Source organism: Paraburkholderia sp. Cpub6 (assembly GCF_014201065.1).
Classification (GTDB): domain Bacteria; phylum Pseudomonadota; class Gammaproteobacteria; order Burkholderiales; family Burkholderiaceae; genus Paraburkholderia; species Paraburkholderia tuberum.
In genome coordinates this window covers 1-18,490 of sequence record NZ_JACHDM010000040.1, presented here as the reverse complement: position 1 = coordinate 18,490, position 18,490 = coordinate 1, and the positions used below count along the sequence as shown (strand labels likewise).

19 protein-coding genes are annotated in these 18,490 nt (G+C 59.2%); 9 read left to right on the top strand and 10 right to left on the bottom strand.

Annotated features, from left to right (window positions below):
• Nucleotides 1-20: 20 nt before the first annotated feature.
• The 5 genes from HDG33_RS34485 to HDG33_RS34465 are packed head-to-tail and all read right to left on the bottom strand — an operon-like array spanning nucleotide 21 to nucleotide 3,054.
• On the bottom strand, nucleotides 21-632 hold the full coding sequence (locus HDG33_RS34485; protein WP_184040193.1) for a fumarate hydratase C-terminal domain-containing protein: 612 nt from the start codon (nucleotides 630-632) through the stop codon (nucleotides 21-23).
• Between the two features lie 46 nt (nucleotides 633-678).
• Entirely contained in the window at nucleotides 679-1,548 is an 870-nt protein-coding gene (locus HDG33_RS34480; protein WP_184040191.1) for a fumarate hydratase, read from the bottom strand.
• 29 nt (nucleotides 1,549-1,577) lie between these two features.
• On the bottom strand, nucleotides 1,578-1,997 hold the full coding sequence (sdhC, locus tag HDG33_RS34475; RefSeq protein ID WP_184040189.1) for a succinate dehydrogenase, cytochrome b556 subunit: 420 nt from the start codon (nucleotides 1,995-1,997) through the stop codon (nucleotides 1,578-1,580).
• A complete protein-coding gene (locus tag HDG33_RS34470) occupies nucleotides 1,994-2,326 on the bottom strand; it encodes a succinate dehydrogenase (protein WP_184040186.1) in 333 nt (110 codons plus the stop codon). The genes sdhC and HDG33_RS34470 overlap by 4 nt, the downstream gene beginning before the upstream one ends.
• Nucleotides 2,323-3,054, bottom strand: a complete 732-nt coding sequence (locus HDG33_RS34465) for a succinate dehydrogenase/fumarate reductase iron-sulfur subunit (RefSeq protein ID WP_184040183.1) — start codon at nucleotides 3,052-3,054, stop codon at nucleotides 2,323-2,325. Before HDG33_RS34465 ends, HDG33_RS34470 begins: the two co-directional genes overlap by 4 nt.
• A gap of 333 nt (nucleotides 3,055-3,387) precedes the next feature.
• Here HDG33_RS34465 and gcvA point away from each other — a divergent pair, with 333 nt between their 5' ends.
• The 7 genes from gcvA (at nucleotide 3,388) to HDG33_RS34430 (ending at nucleotide 12,942) form a co-directional block, all read left to right on the top strand.
• Nucleotides 3,388-4,296: a transcriptional regulator GcvA gene (gene gcvA / locus HDG33_RS34460; RefSeq protein ID WP_184040180.1), complete on the top strand. Its 909-nt coding sequence runs from the start codon at nucleotides 3,388-3,390 to the stop codon at nucleotides 4,294-4,296.
• Between the two features lie 287 nt (nucleotides 4,297-4,583).
• A complete protein-coding gene (locus tag HDG33_RS34455; RefSeq protein WP_184040177.1) occupies nucleotides 4,584-7,082 on the top strand; it encodes a CoA transferase in 2,499 nt (832 codons plus the stop codon).
• 377 nt (nucleotides 7,083-7,459) lie between these two features.
• Entirely contained in the window at nucleotides 7,460-8,551 is a 1,092-nt protein-coding gene (locus tag HDG33_RS34450) for an ABC transporter ATP-binding protein (RefSeq protein WP_090805787.1), read from the top strand.
• 39 nt (nucleotides 8,552-8,590) lie between these two features.
• Nucleotides 8,591-9,628 carry an ABC transporter substrate-binding protein gene (locus HDG33_RS34445; protein WP_184040174.1) on the top strand — a complete coding sequence of 346 codons (1,038 nt, stop codon included), beginning with the start codon at nucleotides 8,591-8,593 and terminating at the stop codon, nucleotides 9,626-9,628.
• A 52-nt stretch (nucleotides 9,629-9,680) separates the two neighbouring features.
• A complete protein-coding gene (locus HDG33_RS34440; protein WP_184040171.1) occupies nucleotides 9,681-10,943 on the top strand; it encodes an ABC transporter permease in 1,263 nt (420 codons plus the stop codon).
• A 4-nt stretch (nucleotides 10,944-10,947) separates the two neighbouring features.
• The gene (locus tag HDG33_RS34435; protein WP_184040168.1) at nucleotides 10,948-11,787 is read left to right on the top strand and encodes an ABC transporter permease; all 840 of its coding nucleotides are present in this window, start codon (nucleotides 10,948-10,950) and stop codon (nucleotides 11,785-11,787) included.
• A 147-nt stretch (nucleotides 11,788-11,934) separates the two neighbouring features.
• Complete coding sequence (locus HDG33_RS34430) at nucleotides 11,935-12,942, top strand: MDR family oxidoreductase (RefSeq protein ID WP_184040165.1); 1,008 nt, start codon at nucleotides 11,935-11,937, stop codon at nucleotides 12,940-12,942.
• Between the two features lie 113 nt (nucleotides 12,943-13,055).
• Here the strand turns inward: HDG33_RS34430 and HDG33_RS34425 are convergent, their stop codons facing one another.
• The 4 genes from HDG33_RS34425 to HDG33_RS34410 all read right to left on the bottom strand — a co-directional run bounded on the left by HDG33_RS34425 (nucleotide 13,056) and on the right by HDG33_RS34410 (nucleotide 17,062).
• Nucleotides 13,056-14,567: a CoA-acylating methylmalonate-semialdehyde dehydrogenase gene (locus HDG33_RS34425; protein WP_184040162.1), complete on the bottom strand. Its 1,512-nt coding sequence runs from the start codon at nucleotides 14,565-14,567 to the stop codon at nucleotides 13,056-13,058.
• Nucleotides 14,568-14,721: 154 nt separating this feature from the next.
• Nucleotides 14,722-15,879 carry an iron-containing alcohol dehydrogenase gene (locus HDG33_RS34420; protein WP_184040159.1) on the bottom strand — a complete coding sequence of 386 codons (1,158 nt, stop codon included), beginning with the start codon at nucleotides 15,877-15,879 and terminating at the stop codon, nucleotides 14,722-14,724.
• A 48-nt stretch (nucleotides 15,880-15,927) separates the two neighbouring features.
• Nucleotides 15,928-16,131, bottom strand: a complete 204-nt coding sequence (locus HDG33_RS34415; protein WP_184040156.1) for a hypothetical protein — start codon at nucleotides 16,129-16,131, stop codon at nucleotides 15,928-15,930.
• A 667-nt stretch (nucleotides 16,132-16,798) separates the two neighbouring features.
• On the bottom strand, nucleotides 16,799-17,062 hold the full coding sequence (locus tag HDG33_RS34410; RefSeq protein WP_184040153.1) for a hypothetical protein: 264 nt from the start codon (nucleotides 17,060-17,062) through the stop codon (nucleotides 16,799-16,801).
• Between the two features lie 357 nt (nucleotides 17,063-17,419).
• Here HDG33_RS34410 and HDG33_RS34405 point away from each other — a divergent pair, with 357 nt between their 5' ends.
• Together HDG33_RS34405 and HDG33_RS34400 are read left to right on the top strand one after the other, a co-directional pair.
• Nucleotides 17,420-17,848: an ester cyclase gene (locus HDG33_RS34405; RefSeq protein ID WP_184040150.1), complete on the top strand. Its 429-nt coding sequence runs from the start codon at nucleotides 17,420-17,422 to the stop codon at nucleotides 17,846-17,848.
• Entirely contained in the window at nucleotides 17,845-18,297 is a 453-nt protein-coding gene (locus HDG33_RS34400; protein WP_184040147.1) for a MarR family winged helix-turn-helix transcriptional regulator, read from the top strand. Before HDG33_RS34405 ends, HDG33_RS34400 begins: the two co-directional genes overlap by 4 nt.
• On the opposite strand, the gene HDG33_RS37050 is transcribed toward HDG33_RS34400, so the two are convergent.
• Nucleotides 18,294-18,490: hypothetical protein (locus HDG33_RS37050; RefSeq protein WP_221311631.1), on the bottom strand; the 197-nt coding region annotated here is incomplete at its 5' end. The genes HDG33_RS34400 and HDG33_RS37050 overlap by 4 nt on opposite strands.

The following is an 18,490-nucleotide window of genomic DNA, read 5'->3' as shown; positions in this document are numbered from 1 at the left end:
ATGAACGACGCTGCGTTCGTTCAGCTTCTGATGCCCAGCGACGCGAGCACCGCTTCGCGCCGCTCACGCGTGCTCTGCTGGACCTTCGTGTAGACGCTGCCGCCGTGACCATCCATCGCGACGAGTAGCGGGCCGAATTCGCCGATCCTGAAGCGCCATAGCGATTCGGGGTTCAGGTCGTCGAGATCGACGTCTTCGATCTGTTCGATCCATGTCGTCTCCAGCGCCGCCGTGCCGCCGACGATCGCGAGATACACGCCGCCGTATTTTGCGAACGCATCGCTCGACGCCTGCCCGAGCCCGCCCTTGCCGATCACGATGCGCACGCCGTACTGCGCCATCAGCGCCGCGGTGAAGCGCTCCATGCGTGCGGACGTCGTCGTGCCGACGCAGACGGGCTCGTAGCCCGCCGGATGTGCGTCCGAGCGTGGCACCTTGCGCACGTTCGGCGCGGTGTGAATCACCGCATGGCCGCGCAGATCGAAGCGAGTCGTGCGGCCACGGTCGAACATGTGGATCTGCGTGGCGTCGCGGATGCCGAACAGCGTGCCTGTCAACGTAACGGTATCGCCCGTGCGCAACGCGCGAATCTGCGCTTCGCTAGCGGGCATGGACAGCGTGTGATGAGTCATCGATCGTTCCTTGACGGTGTGCGTGCCGATGCGGACAGCCCGCGTGTCAGTAGCCGTACTCGACGCCCGCCGGCGTCAGCGTGGCGCGCGCGCGGCGGGCCGAATGACACTGCATGTTCACGGCAACCGGATTCATCGTGATATGCGTCGCAGCCAGTTCGAGGTGGACCGCGAACGATGTCGCGTCGCCGCCGAGCCCCTGCGGGCCGACGCCCAGGCGGTTCACCGCGGCCGACAGTTCCTCCTCCAGCGCGGCCGCCGCCGGATCGTCGCAATGCGTACCGAGCGCGCGCGTCGCGGCACGCTTGGCGAGCCACACGCACAGATCCGATGTACCGCCGATGCCCACGCCTACAATCGTCGGCGGACACGTCTTGCCGCCCGCATCGACCACGCAGTCGATCACGAAGCGTTTGATCGCGTCGACACCTTCCGCCGGAATCGCCATTTTCAGAAACGAGTTGTTTTCCGAACCGCTGCCCTTCGGAATCATTTCGATCACGAGCGTGTCGGCTGTCGAGTCGAAGTCGATATGGATCGCGGGCATCAGCACGCCGCAAGACGAATGTTCGTTGTTCCGCGTCAACGGATGCACGACCGACGAGCGCAATGGATGCTCGCGCGTGGCCCGTTCGCAGCCGCGCCGGATCGCTGCTTTCAACGCGACGCCGTCGAGCGCGAGGCCCGTGCCGATCGTCACGTTGTAGATCGGCAGCCCGGTGTCCTGGCACAGCAGGTTGTCCTGATCTTCGGCAATTGCGATATTGGTGCGCATGGTGCCCAGCACGCGGCGCGCGGTGTCGTCGGTTTCAGCGCGTTCGAGGCGCGCGATACCGTCCTTGATGTCGGGCGGCAAATGCTTCAGCGCGCGTATGTACAACTGCTTCGCGACCTCTTCGATCTGCTGCATGTCCATTGATGAATCTCCGTCGGGGGACCGTGCGTTCACGACGTGAGCGACAGCGCAAACGCCAGCCCGATGACCAATGCGCCGCCCGCTGTCGCCGCGATCAGGTTCTTGCGCAAACCGCTCCATGGCCGGTATTCGATGAGCAGAATGCGCACGCCGCCGAACAGATGCGCGGCCAGCAACGTGACGAGGCCCCACTCGGCGAATACGAAGGCGGGTTGCCTCGTCACGGCGAGAAACGACTCGAACGATGCTGCGCTGTGCAAAGCGGTGCCGAGCGCCCAGAAGTGCAGCGGCAGAAAGAAGGCGAGCGCGAGTCCGGACAGACGGTGCACAAGAAAGGCCCACCACGCGGGATGGTTGCGCGCGCGCGAGTCGGCGCGCCGGCCAGGGGTGCGGTGTCCGGCGTGGTTCGTGTCTGTTGCTGGTTTCGCTGCGCGTGCCATGTCGCTCATTGCGGCCCTCCTACCAGCGCGAAGACCGCGCGCAGACCGGCAATCGCCAACGCAATGCCGACGATCACGCTCGCCACCCCGACGCTGCGCCCGCGCCAGCCGAGCCACTCCTCGGCGATCCTTCTCAACCCGACAGGCACATGCGCGGACGACGCAAGCACGAACACTGAATAGAACACCGCCCACGCCGTATTGCCGTGCAGACGCGCGATCACGTTCGCCGCGCTCAGCCCGCCATGCACGACGATAATCATGGTGACAAGATGGACGGCCACGCATAAGGTCAGCACCATCGCCGACAGGCGCTGCAACCGCCAGCCGCTCATCATCGCGGGTCTCCTTTCGGCGCATGGCCGCGAAGCCGCTTCAGGCCAGCAATGCTGGCCGTCGGCTGCAGCGACTTGGGACACCGTTCGGTGCACGAGCCGAGCGTATGGCACGAATGACAGCCTGCGTCGTTGGAGACGGCTGCGACGCGGGTTTGCTGCTGGATGTCGCGTACGTCGTTGACGAGCGTCCACGCACGGTTGAGCGCGGCGGGTCCGAGATAGTCGGGGTTCCATGCGACGACGTCGCAGCTCGCATAACAGACACCGCAGCCAATGCATTCAATCCCAGCGTCGGCCGCCTTGCGTTCGGCGGAGGCGGGATCGACGCAAGTGGCAGGTTCGTGACGCGTGTGTTCGCCCTTGAAATAGCCCTTCGCGTCGCGCCATTTGTCGAAGAAGGCGGTCATATCCGTCGCCAGATCCTTGATGACGGGCAGGTGATTGAGAGGCGCGATTTCGAGCACGTCACCGGCGTGCTTCATGACTTTGGTGACGTGCGTGCGGCAGGTCCATCGCGCGCGGCCGTTGACGGTCATTGCGCATGAACCGCACATGCCGACCCGGCACGCAAAGCGATAGGACAGCGTCGCATCCAGATGGCGCTGGATGTGGATCACCACGTCGAGCACGGTCTGACTTTCCATGCGCGGCACGTCGAAGCGCTGAAAGCTGCCTTCGTCGTTACCGCGCCAGACGTCGACCTTGAGTTGCGGGGGAGTGGTTTGCATCGTGACCGTTGAGGTTCGAATGATTGCGAAGCCAGTCTAAGGGGCGCGCGCCGCCCGTCAAAGCCAAAGATTCTTGTTGCAACCTCAAGGTTTTTTTATGCTCGCGGGCGTGCGAGTGCCTGTGAGAACGCTCTTGAAACCGCCCCACCAGGCTTGTCATTTCAGAGTGCTCGAAATTCCGCGCTAACATATGTTCGATTGCCCAATTGGAGTGCGTACGCACTCGTCGACGCCAGGGAACGCCGCCGCGTCCGCGGGTCTAGTGGATCCTGAGTTGTCGCAACACGCAACTAATCCACGAAGTCGGACAGCTTTAGTCAAACGGTCTGCAGAATGAGAAAACGATTACCTCCGCTTAACTGGTTGCGCGCATTTGAATCCTCTGCCCGGCATCTCAGTTTCACCCATGCGGCGACAGAGTTGAGCCTGACCCAGGCGGCGGTAAGCCAACAGGTGAAGGGACTCGAGTCGCAGTTGGGGGCAGTCCTCTTTAAGCGCTTGCCAAGAGGACTCGAGCTCACTGAGGCCGGGCTAGCCTATTTGCCGGTTGTCCACGAGGCCGTAGAGCGACTGGCGGCCGCAACTGAAGAGATCTTCGGGCAAGGTCACGGCAGAGTCCTTACCGTTCGGGTCAGCCTGGTGTTTTTTACCCATTGGCTGGCAATGCGCCTACCCGACTTTCGTGAACGCCACCCCGAGGTCAATCTGCGTATCACCAGCAACATATGGGGGGGCGATTCGAGCGTGACCGACGTCGAAGCCGATATGGAAATCCGCTATGGACATGGAGAATGGACGGGACTCAAGTCCGAGCGGCTGACCTGGGATACGTTGCTGCCGGTCTGCGCCCCATTCTTGCCCTCCGAACAGGCGCCACTGGCTACTCCGAAGGATCTCCGTTACCACGAACTACTTCACGTCCTGGGCTACGAGGAGGGCTGGGGATACTGGTTGAAGAAAGCAGGCGCGGGACAGGTCGACTCTTCGAAGGGAATGCAGTTCGATACCTTGATCTCTGCTTTGAGAATGGCCGAGCTTGGTCAAGGGGTGGCCTTGGCGCGCTCGTCGCTGGTCCAGTCGATGCTGGACACCGGGCAACTGATAGCGCCTTTCAAATCCCGGCTTACGACCAGTGAAGCTTTCTACCTGGTCTATTCTCCTCACAGCATCGTCAACCCTGATGCCGCGGCGTTCGTGGCCTGGTTGAGTGCGAAGGCTCAGGAGGGGCGTGCGCGAAACTGATCAGGCAGGTTGACATCGCACGTCCATTTCGCCGGGCTGCCAGTGATCGACTGGTCATTTTCCGGCGCGTTCACTTCGCCGGCCTCAGCCATAAATAAAATAGCCCCATCCTCGGTTTTTTTATTGCTTTACCGGCTCCCCGTTGTATCCGACAGTGATCCCCAGTTCGTCGCCAAGGCCCCTCGCCTCGCATTCGAAATGCGGTTGATTGGTGCTGGCGGCGACCCACCACAATGATGACCTGCGTTTCGGAAGATCTGCAGGTCCTGGAGATGAGTCGGTGAGCCATGGGAAAGCATGATCAACTGCCTTTTAGCGGCGTGAAAGTCATCGACTTTGGCCAGTACATCGCCGGCCCGGCCGTGGCGATGATCCTGGCGGATCTCGGCGCCACCGTCATTCACATCGACCCCCCTGCTGGGCCGCTTTGGGACAGCCCGGCCAATGCCGTACTGAACCGCAACAAGTATTGCTTGAAGCTTGACCTGAAGTCCGCGCAGGGGCTCGAGGCGGCCATGGCATTCATCGCGCGTGCAGATATCGTGATCGAGAACTTCCGGCCGGGCGTCATGACCCGGTTGGGCCTGGACTTCGCCGAGCTGCGTCGTCAAAGGCCCGAGCTCATTACGCTGTCCATCCCTGGCTTCGCCAGCAACGACCAGTTGCGTCGTCACTGGCGCGCCCTCGAACCGATTATTGCGTCGGCCTCCGGGGTATTCACCGATATGGGTCAGAACCGCGTACTGATGGGGATAAACCCGAGCTTTTCGCCGCTGCCGCTAGCCTCGTCCTACGGCACCATGCTGGCTGTCTCCGCGGTGGCACTCGCCCTGCAAGCGCGGGAGCGCACGGGAGTGGGTGATCAGATCGAGGTGCCTCTGGCCGCGGCGGTGATGGAGGGGCTGTCCTACAACTCGATCAAGATCGACGGTTATCCCGAACGCTACAAGACCTTGCGCGAAAAGGAAATTGAGCGGCGGCGGTCGGAAAATCTTCCGATGAACCTCAGCTACGAAGAACTGCAAGAATACCTCGACCCCTTTTACCGCACATACGAGTGCGCGGACGGTCGCAAGTTCTATGCGGTATGCCCGTCACACCGCTCGCACGCCAGGCGTTGCCTTCAGGCGATGGGCTTGTACGAGGAAACGCTATCTGCCGGGCTGCCGACAGTGAGCGACCCATACCTTCCTATCTCTCAGTGGGAGGGGGACGCCTCACTCGGTGTCTACCCGTTGCCTGACCATTGGGCACGGCGCATTTCGGCACGCATGAAGGAGGTGTTCCTGACCAGGACAGCGACCGAGTGGGAAAAAATTTTCGGCGAAGGCCGGTTTCCCGGTGCGCCCCACCGCTCGACTCAGGAGTGGTTGCACGACGAGCACGCCAACGCCGCGGGTCTGGTGGTCGATGTCGACGACCACCAGTACGGCAACATGAAACAGCCCGGCGCGATCGCCTGGCTGGAAGACAGTGCCGACTTGATGCTCTCGCCCGACTCACGCCGCACGGTGAGTCTCAAAGAAGCCCTGGCCATCCTGGATAAGTGCGGGCCCACGGCACTGCCGCCCCCATCTGAACAGCATGTTGGCGGCTGGCTTGACGGTGTGCGTGTCCTCGATCTGACCAATGTCATCGCGGGTCCGCATTCGACCTCCTACCTCGGCCGGTTCGGCGCCGAGGTTATCAAGCTCGACCCCGTAACACCCAACTATGATCCCTGGAACACAGTGGTCTTTGGCATGTCTTCGGGCCGCGGCAAGCAAAGCGTCCTGGTCGACCTGAACCACCCTGACGGACGCGAGGTGTTTAACCAATTGGTTCGTTCGGTTGATGTGATCGTGATGAATGCACCGGATCGTCAACTGGCACCTTTGGGTCTTGACGAAGTCAGTCTCCAGGCCGTCAACCCTGGCGTGATCTTCTGTCAACTGGATTGCTTTGGGGGACCGCGTCGCGGCCCGCGGACCGATTATCTCGGTTACGACGACTTGATCCAGGCCAGCACCGGCATCATGCTGCGCTTCGGCGGCGGCATGGCAACGCCAGAGGAACACGCTCACGTCGGAACCATTGACGTGAATTGCGGGTTCGCTGCAGCGCTCGGCGTTGGCGCCGCGTTATATCGCAAAGCCAGAACCGGCCAGATCAGCCGTGCCCGGACCTCCCTGGCATCGCTCGGCAACCTGGTGCAGATTCCCTTCTGCTACGACTACCCACGGCGGGCCCCGTTCGATGAGCCTTCCGGCCGTAGCGCCCAGGGCTTTGGCAACCTGTCACGCTTCTTTCGGGCCGCGGATGACTGGTTGTATGTGGACGCCAGCGAAAAGGAACTGGACAAGCTAAACGCCGTAGAGGGGCTGACGGGCATCCGCGACGCGGCAGATCCCGCAGCGTTTCTCAGCTCCGCGTTCGCCACGGCCTCCGCCGAAACCTGGCAGACGCGGTTGCAAGCGGCCAATGTGGCGGCAGCCATTCCGGACAATATCGACAACTTGCGCCAACGCTACAGCCGCCCTGCAGACAATCGTCCGGGTATCGATAACGCCAGCTATTCATTCAGTGTGTATGCCGAGCATCCGAGTGGACGACGCGTCATCCAACTCGATCCTTTTGCGATTCGCCCTCACGTTGCTCCGATCCGCGCACTGGCGCCAGCAGAAAAGTTTGGTGCCTCGACCCGAGGGGTTCTGCGCAAGATGGGCTACAGCGATACCCAGATTGCGACGTTGATTGCGCGAGGGGCGGTCGGCGAAAGCTGGAGCGAGGAGTACTTGCCCAGCTGAACACGTCACCGTTGCGGGCAAGCCGGAACAAATCGCGACCGCTCCGCTGATGTGTGGGCGCGGCCGATAGCAGCAAGCACCCTGGAAGAAAAAAGGCTGTCGCGAAGGGGTGTTCGAATATTTATAAGATTGGAGACGAAGATGCACGTACGACACCGCAAGCTCCCGGGTACCGAAAACACCCGGCGAGGCGCAGAAATCGTTATCGAGAACCTCAATCGAGCTACGCAGCACATGGCGCGAAAACGCCCATGGCGAGGCACGGGGAAGGAAGTACCCTGTGCGCCTCCCTGTCGCCGCAGCCGATCTGCAGACACAGCACTACCGCCTGCGCTGCCAGGTGCCTTCCGCACCGAAAGACATTGAGGGTAACGATCATGCAAGACCAGGGCAATACATTTGTGAGCTTCCGCAATGTTCGGAAGACATACGACGGAGAAACACTCGTCGTCAAAGACCTGAATCTCGACATCCAGAAGGGGGAGTTTCTCACTTTGCTTGGTCCGTCTGGCTCGGGAAAGACCACCTGTCTCATGATGCTCGCCGGGTTTGAATACCCAACCGATGGAGAAATCTGGCTGGATGGTCAGTTACTTAATCGTATTCCGCCGCATAAACGCGACATTGGAATGGTATTTCAGAACTATGCACTCTTTCCACACCTGACCGTCGGACAGAACCTCGAGTATCCCCTCAAGGTTCGCAAGATGCCGCCAGACGAGCGGGCCGCGCGCGTCAAGCGGGCGCTCGAGATGGTCCACATGGAAAAGCTGGGTAAGCGAATGCCAGGTCAGCTCTCAGGCGGTCAGCAACAGCGAGTGGCGCTTGCGCGTGCGTTGGTGTTCAACCCAAAGCTTGTGCTGATGGACGAACCGCTTGGCGCGCTGGACAAACAGCTGCGCGAGCACATGCAGATAGAGCTCAAGGCATTGCACGAATCTCTTGGCCTGACCTTTGTGTACGTCACACACGATCAAGGTGAGGCGCTCACGATGTCTGATCGAGTAGCGGTCTTTGATCAGGGGGTGATCCAACAGCTCGACCGGGTCGACTCGCTCTACGAATCGCCGAGGAATCTGTTTGTAGCCAACTTCATTGGTGACAGTAACCGGGTGGAAGGCACCGTCGTAAGCCGGGATGGTAATTATTGCGAGTTGCGCATTGCAGACGGTACGACCGTACGTGCGCTGAATGTTGCCGGGCTCAATGTCGGTAGCCACGCCACAGGGGTGATCCGTCCCGAGCGGCTCTCGATCGGACGGCAATCCGAACAGCAGCGCAATGTCATCAACAGCGAAACGCTTGGGATGATCTACTTCGGCGATCACGTCCGGCTACGCTGCCGCTGCCCCGGAGAAACAGAGTGTTTCGTGAAAGTTCCGCTCGGGCAGGACGGGGCGGCCCATGTCCAACCGGGAAATCGAATCGCGTTGTCGTTTCATGAGGATCATCTAAGAGTTTTCAATTGACCACGCGTAGCGAAATCACCTTGTGCCAAGGAGAACGAAATGAGGTTTTTTAGAAATACGGTAGGCGTGGCTGCCATGATGTGTTGTTCCGCTTTCGCATTGGCCGACAGCCTTACGACGGTCAATTACGGTGGCGCCGTGGGGAATGCCGAGAAGGCTGCCTGGGTTGAACCGTTCTCGAAAGCGAGCGGTATTCCGACGATTGCGATTGAGTACACGGGCGAAATGGCCAAAGTCAAAGCGATGGTCGACGCCAAAGATGTCACGTGGGATGTCGTTGAAGTCGAGTCGGCAGACATCGGACGCGGCTGTCAGGACGGACTCTTCGAGAAGCTCGACTGGTCGAAAATCGCGAAAAAGGGTGATCTGGTGCCTGGATCGGTGACTCCCTGCGCTGCCGGCACATTCGTGTGGTCGACCGTGCTGGCATACAACCCGACGCTGACGAAGGGAACGCCACAGGGCTGGAAGGATTTTTGGGACGTCAAGAAATTTCCTGGCAAGCGTGGCATGAAGAAGGAGGCGCGTTATAACCTCGAGTTCGCACTGATGGCAGACGGCGTTCCGGCGAAAGACGTGTACACCGTGCTGGGCACGGAGGCTGGCGTCAATCGGGCGTTCAAGAAGATGGACGAGCTCAAGCCACACATTCAGTGGTGGGAGGCTGGCGCACAGCCGCCGCAGTTCCTGGTCGCCGGTGACGTTTCGATGTCCACCGCGTATAACGGCCGCATCGACGCCGCAATGCGGGCAGGGAACAAGAACCTGGGTATCTCGTGGGACCAAAGCATCTATGAGCTGGACTTTTTCGTGATTCCGAAGGGCTCGAAAAATAAGGATGCAGCCGAGAAGTACATTGCCTACGTGCTCGAACCTCAGGCTCAAGCTGCGTTCGCGCGGCACATTCCGTACGGGCCAACCAACAGGAACGCTTTAAAGTTGCTCGATGCAGCCATTCTTGAAAACCTGCCTAACTCGCCGAAGAACGGCAAAACCGCTATCCCCAACGACGTAGAGTTCTGGACCGACCACGGCGACGGGCTGGAACAGCGTTTCACCGCGTGGGCAGCGAAATAACGCGAATCGCGTACCCATCGCTCGAACGCATGCGTACGCGAAGGAGAGAGACATGAGCGCGGTAACTACTCAGCAGCAGGATTGGCATTTGCGTGAGCTCAAGCGATCGCTTAGGAACGTGAATTTACGTAAGCAAATGGCGGCGCTGGCGCTGGTCGCTCCCCTTGCTATTTTCATTTTTCTGGTATTCGTGATGCCCGTTGCATCCATGATTTCACGGTCGATTCAGAGTCCGGAAGTCGTTGACGCGTTGCCACACACGACGGCGGCGCTGCGAAACTGGGATCGGAAATCGGCAGTTCCGGATGACGCTTTTCGCGGGCTGATGCTGGATATCGAGCGCAACGGCGGGAACAACAGTTCGGGTACCGCTGCCGGTCGACTGAACGGCCAGAAGGCGGGTTTCCGTTCGTTGTTTTACAAGACTTCGAGCGCACTTCCGTTCGGCGACGATGATTCAGCGCTGCCTGCGCACGAGATTCGACAAAAGCTGATCGAAATCGACAGGCGTTGGGAAGATCCCGGTTACTGGCAGGTCATCGCTAAAGATTCATCCCGATACACAAGCCAGTATCTCCTCGCGACGATGGACTTCCGTCGCAATTCTGCCGGTGACATCGTTCCGGTTGATCCAGGCGCCTCGGCATATCGGGAGGTATTCAAGCGAACGTTCGTGATTAGCGGCCTGGTAACGCTCGCCGCGCTGCTCCTCGGCTACCCCCTGGCATATTGGATCTCCAGTCTGCCGGCGGGTAAGGCAAATCTGCTGATGATCCTGGTGCTCCTTCCCTTCTGGACTTCGATCCTCGTGCGGATCTCCGCCTGGATTGTCATCCTTCAAGGATCGGGCCTCGTCAACAAGGCGTTGCTGTCGCTGGACCTGATATCGTCTCCATTGACACTGCTGTTCAACCGGACGGGGGTGCTGATCTCGATGACTCATATCCTCCTGCCGTTCATGATTCTGCCGCTGTACAGCGTCATGAAATCGGTGCCAGCCAGCTATACGAAGGCAGCGATCTCGCTGGGTAGTCACCCGTTCGGCGCGTTCTGGAAGGTCTACTTTCCGCAAACGCTGCCAGGAGTCGGCGCCGGCGGACTGCTGGTATTCATCACGGCTTTGGGCTACTACATTACTCCGGCATTGCTGGGCGGAGCCGGCGACCAGATGGTGAGCTACTACATCGCCTATTTCACGAATGTGGCCTTGAACTGGGGGATGGCGTGCGCACTGGGAGCGGTTCTGCTTCTCGTGACGTTGATACTGTTCGGTGTTTATCGAAAGATCGTCGGCAACGAACTGAAGGTAGGTTAGGACCATGAAAACGACCGTATCGCGTTTTGCACCTTATACATCGGCCCCCGAGATCGCGTGGCACTACTTTTTGCGATCGACCAATGTCATGATCCTGCTTTTTCTGGTCTTGCCGATACTGGTGATCATCCCGCTTTCTTTCACGGACAATACATTCCTGGTCTATCCGATACACAAGTTCTCGTTCAAGTGGTACCACAATCTGTTTACGTCCATTGACTGGCTTCGTGCCGGAAAAAACAGCTTCATCGTAACCCCGCTTGCCACGATCCTGGCCACTGTCCTCGGGACGTTGGCCGCGTTGGGCCTCAACAAGGCGACGTTCAAAGGCAAGGGCGCGCTGATCGGCATTTTGATCTCGCCGATGATCGTGCCGGTGATCGTCACTGCCGTCGGGATGTATCTGTTCTTTGCGAAGTGGGGGTTAGCCGGGTCGTACCTTGGTCTGATTTTGGGTCATACCGCTATCGCTGCTCCATTCGTGGTGGTCACTGTCAACGCCACCCTTGCCGGGTTCAACCAGAATTACGTGCGCGCGAGCCTGAGCCTCGGTGCGTCGCCCGTCACGACGTTCTTCTCCGTCACCCTGCCCATCATTGCGCCGGGCGTTATTTCTGGAGCCCTGTTTGCATTCGCCACGTCGCTCGATGATGTCGTCATCACGATGTTCATCGCGGGTCCGACACAAGGTACATTGCCGTTGCAGATGTTCATCGGCCTCCGGGAAAACATTACTCCGACGATTGCTGCCCTTGCGACAATTCTGATTGTATTTTCGAGCCTGCTTCTGGTGACGATGGAGTGGCTGAGGTCCAGAAGCGCGGCGCGACAGATAGCGACGTGACATCGCTTGCCGCGGCACCTGTCGCCCTGTTCCTGTGCAAGCCGTCAGGCATCGGGCGTAGTGGTACATCCTTGCATGGTTTATGTTGTCCGGATGTACCATTTCGCCTTGCCTGCCCGCCTGCGTTCACCGTCAGAGAGGACAAGCATGGCTTTTTCAGCCCTTTATTTGCAGCACAATGACAACGGTTTTTCGGCCGGGGTTACCAGCCTCGATGACCGAACCCTCGATGAGCATCCCCTCGCAGCCGGCGAAGTGCTCATTCGTATCGCGCACTCGACGCTTAACTACAAGGACGCGCTAGCGGTCACGAACCGCGGTCCGGTCGTGCGCGCCTGGCCAATGGTCGCGGGTATCGATGGCGCCGGCGAGGTGGTGACATCGACAGATTCTCGCTGGAAAGCGGGCGATATTGTCCTCGTCAACGGATGGGGCCTCGGCGAAACACACTGGGGGTGCCTCGCAGAGAAAGCCCGCCTGAAGGCCGACTGGCTGATTGCGGTACCGCAGGGACTATCTACGGCCGAAAGCATGGCAATCGGGACGGCCGGTTACACGGCGATGCTATCCTGCCTTGCGCTGGAACAGGCCGGTGTCAAGCCGGCCGACGGTGAAGTCCTCGTGACCGGCGCGAGCGGCGGTGTGGGCAGCGTGGCAATCTCGCTATTGAGCAGTTGGGGATTTACGGTCGTGGCATCGACGGGCAAGCCGGAGCAGGCGCATTTTCTGAGGCGTATCGGCGCCGCCGATGTGGTCGATCGGGACACGCTGTCGACAGCCGGCAAGCCGTTGCAGAAAGAGCGCTGGGCGGCGGTTGTGGATTCTGTCGGCTCGCATACGCTTGCCAACGCATGCGCACAGACGAAACATGGCGGCGCCGTAACGGCATGTGGTCTCGCGCAAGGCATGGAGTTCCCGGCGAACGTTGCGCCTTTCATTCTGCGCGGTATAAAACTGCTGGGCATCGACTCGGTCATGTGTCCGATCGCTCATCGTCAGATAGCGTGGAGTCGGCTCGCTGCGGATCTGGATCGAGCAAAGCTCGCCGAACTCACGCACCTGATAGCGTTGCACGACGTGCCGGAGGCAGCCGTGCAAATGATGGATGGAAAGCTGAGCGGTCGAACGGTTGTCGACATTCGCCGCAGTGCATGATGTCGGGCGCTTCCGTTCGGATTTGAAGGTCTGCGACTTCAGGACCGGTGGTGTGCTCTCCCGTGCCGGGATGTGGCAGCACGGGAGCTGTAGCGGGTTTTGCAGTGGAAAGACTACCTCGCCGTCGGCATCGCGAATTCGGCACCTTGCTCGATACTCTCCGGCCAGCGTTGCATGATTGACTTCTGACGCGTATAGAACCGGACGCCTTCCTCGCCATACGCGTGCGTGTCACCGAACAAGCTACGCTTCCAGCCGCCAAATCCGTGCCACGCCATCGGTACCGGGATCGGTACGTTGATGCCAACCATTCCAACCTCAATTCTCCGGCCGAACTCGCGCGCGATGTGTCCGTCGCGAGTGTAACAGGCGACGCCATTGCCGAATTCGTGCGCGTTGACCAGGTCGACGGCCTCTGTAAAGTCCTTCGCACGGACGCAGGACAGCACCGGTCCGAAGATTTCCTCTTGATAGATGCGCATCTCGGGTGTGACGTGGTCGAACAACGTGGCACCGGTAAAAAAGCCTTCCTCGTGCCCCGGAACTTTGAGGCCACGTCCATCGACAACCAGCGACGCGCCTTCTTCGACGCCAATCGCGATGTAGTTTTCAATGCGCTCCAGCGCCTGACGTGTGACGATCGGCCCCATCTCGGCGTCGGCCTCCATGCCGTTCTTTACTATTACGGAGCGTGCTCGATCAGCGAGCCGCGGAATCAGCTTGTCCCCAACGTCGCCTACGAGGACTGCGACCGAGATCGCCATGCACCGTTCACCCGCGGAGCCGTAGCCTGCGCCGACCAAAGCGTCGACGGCTTGATCAATGTCAGCGTCGGGCATCACTACCATGTGATTCTTCGCTCCGCCAAGCGCCTGGATCCGTTTTCCGTGCTTTGCCCCCGTCTCGTAGATGTAGTTGGCAATCGGCGTCGAACCGACGAAACTGATCGCTTTTACGTCAGGATGTTCGAGCAGAGCATCCACGACTATCTTGTCCCCTTGCACGACGTTGAACACTCCGTCAGGCAACCCGGCTTCCTGCAGCAAGCGGGCCATGTAGAGCGACGCTGAGGGATCACGCTCGCTGGGCTTCAGAATGAACGCATTGCCTGCGGCGATCGCGATCGGAAACATCCAGCAAGGAACCATGCACGGAAAGTTGAAAGGCGTGATTCCCGCGACAACGCCGAGCGGTTGCCGGGTCGTCCAGTTGTCGATGTCGGTCGACACCTGTTCCGTATGGTCACCCTTCAGCAACTGCGGAATGCCGCAGGCAAACTCGATCACATCAATGCCCCGTGCTACTTCGCCTTGCGCATCGCTGAACACTTTTCCATGCTCGGCCGTCATGATCGCTGCCAGCTCGTCCTTGTGCTGGTTCATCAGTTCGAGAAAGCGGCGCATGACGCGCGCGCGACGGATGGGTGGCGTATTGCTCCATCCCTGGAATGCCCGTGTCCCTGACGCTACTGCGGCACTTACGTCGGACGCGTCGCCGAGGTGCACCATGCGTGCAGGAGAACCGGTCGCGGGGTTGAATATCGGCTGCTTTCGAGTGCCTGAGCCAGGCACGCGGCGACCGTTGATGAAGTGAACCACGTCTGCGTCGTCGTTGAAGGGCTGCATTTCATACTCCTTGCTGGGATTGGAACAGGTTCTGAGTGCCGCAAAAACGGGCGATGGGAATAGGGTTTTGCCTTCCGATGTCAAGAGTTGTCGTTGCATCTGAATGACCGTCACTTCGACAGGTCAGATGCGGTTTTTTTGAGGGGGAATTCGCTTACCAGAGACCGCGGTAGAGCTCGACCATTTCCGCGACCGAGGGCACGCGTGGGTTATTGCCAGGCGAGCCAGAGGCCAGAGCCTGCTGTGCCATGGTCGGCATTAAGCTGAAGAAGCGCTCGCGGTCGATACCAAATTGTTCGGGCGTCGGCACCTGAAGGTCAGCGTTGATCGACCGCAATTCAGCGAGCAACCTGGCGTTGGCGGCCTGCGTACTGTCCTGCCTGTCGGCCACGCCCATGGCACGAGCGCAATCAGCGTAGCGTTCTTCCGCCGCCGGGATCGAGAACGCGGTCACACTGGGCAGCAGCATGGCGTTGGACAGCCCATGGGGAACGTGGAAAAAAGCGCCGATCGGTCGACTCATGCCGTGTACCAGCGCCACGGACGCAGCGCAGAACGCCACACCGGCGAGCGTCGAACCGAGCATCAGGGCTTCGCGGGCGGCTGTATCCTGGCCGGATCGATAGGCTTTACGCAGATTGGGGCCAATCAAGCGCATGGCCGCCAGGGCCTGACTGTCGCTGTACAGGTTGGCTTTCTGGCTGACGTAGGCTTCGATCGCGTGGGTCAGCGCATCAATACCCGTATCGGCGGTGACGCGCGGCGGCAGGCTGAGGGTCAGGTCGTAGTCGACCAAGGCTGCCACGGGCATGAAGCCGATGCCCACACAGAGCATTTTTTCGTCGTTCTGCTCGTCAGTGATGATCGTGAAACGGGTCACTTCCGAGCCGGTTCCCGCAGTGGTGGGCACCGCGATAATGGGCAACCCAACCTCGGTAACAATGCGCGGAAACTTATAGTCGCGCATTTCTCCACCATGCCTGGCAAGAATGCCAATCGCCTTGGCGCTGTCGATCGGACTGCCGCCGCCCAGTGCAATGATACTGTCGTAGTCTCCTGCGCGAGCCTTCTCCACGCCAGCTCGAATCGAGTCAACCGTGGGCTCGGGGACCGTATCAGCGAAAATTTCGGCTGTCACGCCATTGGCGGCGAGATTTTCCTGAATGCGCCCGGCATAGCCCAGCTGCACCATCATCTTGTCGGTGATGATCAGAGGTCGACTGCAGCCGAGAGTCGCCAGAACCGTGGGAACTGTCTCGCTGGCGTTGGCGCCGACCTGGAGGATGCGCGGCAAAATCACATGGTTGGACATATCGAATCCAGTATGAATGTCGGTTAAATATAAAAAGCAATCCGGGATCTAATCATTAATTGAAGTCTTCATCTCGATGCCTTGTCTTTCTGATAATTTTGATAACCAGACATCGATATCTTTGCTATTGGGAATGGTGAAACTTGCCGGAGCGGTATAGTTTTCGGTGTTCGTTAATTCCCAGTTAGGCATCACCTGTTCGAGCGGTCCCTGCAGGCGTGCATCGCGATGACGCAATAAATCCAGCGTCATTAACAGAGATAGCGGCAAAGTGATATGCCCATGGCCGGGCCGGCCGTGCGTTGCCCGAAGTGAATGGCCCTGACTTCGTAAGCCGATAGTTGATTAAGCTTCCACATGACTCATCGTCTCGTCTCCCGGACCCGCAGATTTGCTGCAATGCAGGTCATCATTGTCGTCGGTAGCCGTCAGCACTGATCAATCGCGTTTCGGCTGCAAGCTGCCGTGGCGGCGCGCTGAGGTTACTGTCGGTTAGAACGAGGAGCGGGTAAAGCAATAAAAAAGCCGATGATGGGTCCGCTTTACTTATGGCTATGGCCGTCGGGGCGAGGTGGAAGGCTATTTTTGCCCATCCCCCGCCGAACTGAGCGATCTGAAGAAGCAGTTACATTAATCTCGTCCACGTCATGTGAGCGGTCGCCGCGCGCGAGAGCGACCTTCGGCGGGGACATTTGCGCTGATCCGCCCCGCCGCCCTCGATCGATATGACAAGCAGTTCTTCCCCGCTTCGAACACGATGTCGGTCGCGACGTTCGGCTGGTGCGAGCAGGAATGCTTTACTTGCGTATAGGACTTCAACGCCTGATGCCCTCCAGTGGCGCCACACAGACTGAGCGTTCGGCGCTGCAATGGCCGTTGCCAACCGGATCTTGAGGCGGGTGCCGCGCCTCACAGCGATCTAGCGCCGCTGTCTCAGCAAGTCGAATTGGCGCTGTTGTCTCAGCGAATTCAGTTCGCGCTGCTGCCTCAGCAAATCCAGGTCGCGCTGTTGTTTCAGTAATTGGAGTTGTTCGTTCTGGAGTTCGATCTGTTGCTTCTGCGCTTCCAATTGCGCTCTATAGGCCCCCATGCTTTGGTCAGCCAGCGCTCCCTGCGGGTAAGTCTGCGCGTAGGCGAGGGAACAGCCAGCCGTCAATGTCGCAGCAACGATAAGTGCTTTCATGATGCCCCCGGGCGGATGCTCTTTTGAGATATTTTAGGCCAGAAAGGTGGGGCATCGGCGGGACCGACGTGGCTGTCGGCGTCGTGCCTGGATCGGTGATTGCGTATGTTGAGCGAGCGGCGTGCGTGGCAACGAGAGGCCGGCATCGACCCGCTTCGGTCAGCCAACGTTCTCCAAAGCGGTCGCTCAGCCGCAGTAGCAAGTTCCCGTGTTCATCAGACATCGAACGGTCGATCAGATCGGCCGTGCGCAGACCGGCCGGGGATTCATTCGCTTGAAATATACAGCATTACTGTATATTATTTATACATACCCTCCCGAGAGGTTTAACGAATTTCTGAAAAGTGAAGGACAGGCATGAACAGCAACGATCCCAAAGCTGTCGTCGAGCGGTTCAATTACGAAGTGATCCGTGACGGCAATCGAGAATGCTTCGAGGCTCTGATGGCGCCCGACTTCGTCAACTGGTCAGTGCCGAATGAGGCGATGCAAGGCGCCGAAACAATGTGGGCGACGTTTACTTCCGTGTTACGCCCAGCAATTGAAGGCATGCAAGTCCACATTCATGAGCAACTATGCGATGGTGACAAAGTCACTACGCGAAAATCGATTTCCGGCAAACATGTCGGGCCACTGCTGGGCGTCGAGGCAACCGGAGAGAACATTTCGATCGATGTAATCGATATCGTCCGCATTCGGGACGGACAATACGTCGAGCATTGGGGCGTCAATACGCTTGCTGCCGTCGTTGCGCGACTTCACAGACAGTCAGTGCTCCCGAAATGAGCCAGGCAGACCGGAACCGTCCTACCATCCGCACCAGTGAAGCCGCAGTTCTAGGTGAATCGATTCGCGATGTCGTGAGCCGTCTCGTTAAGGTCGTCCGCGAGCAAAGTGGTACGCACTCGAACGCGCAGAACGAGACACTTTCGCTGCTGGAACGCTCGGGCCCTGTCAGTATTTCGACCCTCGCCGTGCGCAGGGCGGTGACTCATCAGACTATGCGGCTGATCGTAATGAAGCTGGTCGAACAAGGGTTGGTGACCTTGATGCAGGATGCTGAAGATCGCCGCGCTTACGTCGTGGATCTGACCGATAAAGGGCGAGCAAAGACCGCCCATGAACGATCCACACGTTCGCAATGGCTTACAGATCAGTTGATCAAGAAGACGAGCCGCGAAGAGCGCGCAGCATTGGAAGTTGCGGTTCGAACACTTAACAAGCTGATTGACTAATCGAACCTCGCGGCATCTCCGTTGCAGATAAGGGTCGACGGTTGACGTAAAGTCGCAAACAGAGAATCAGGCTGGAGTTTGCCGATCGCGAGGATCGTGCGGGGGTGTCCGGAATTTTGTGTAAACGGGTTGAGGTTTAACCCGGCACCAGCCGCTCTTCGAACTGGATCGTGAAGCGGTTCAGTGCAGCCTT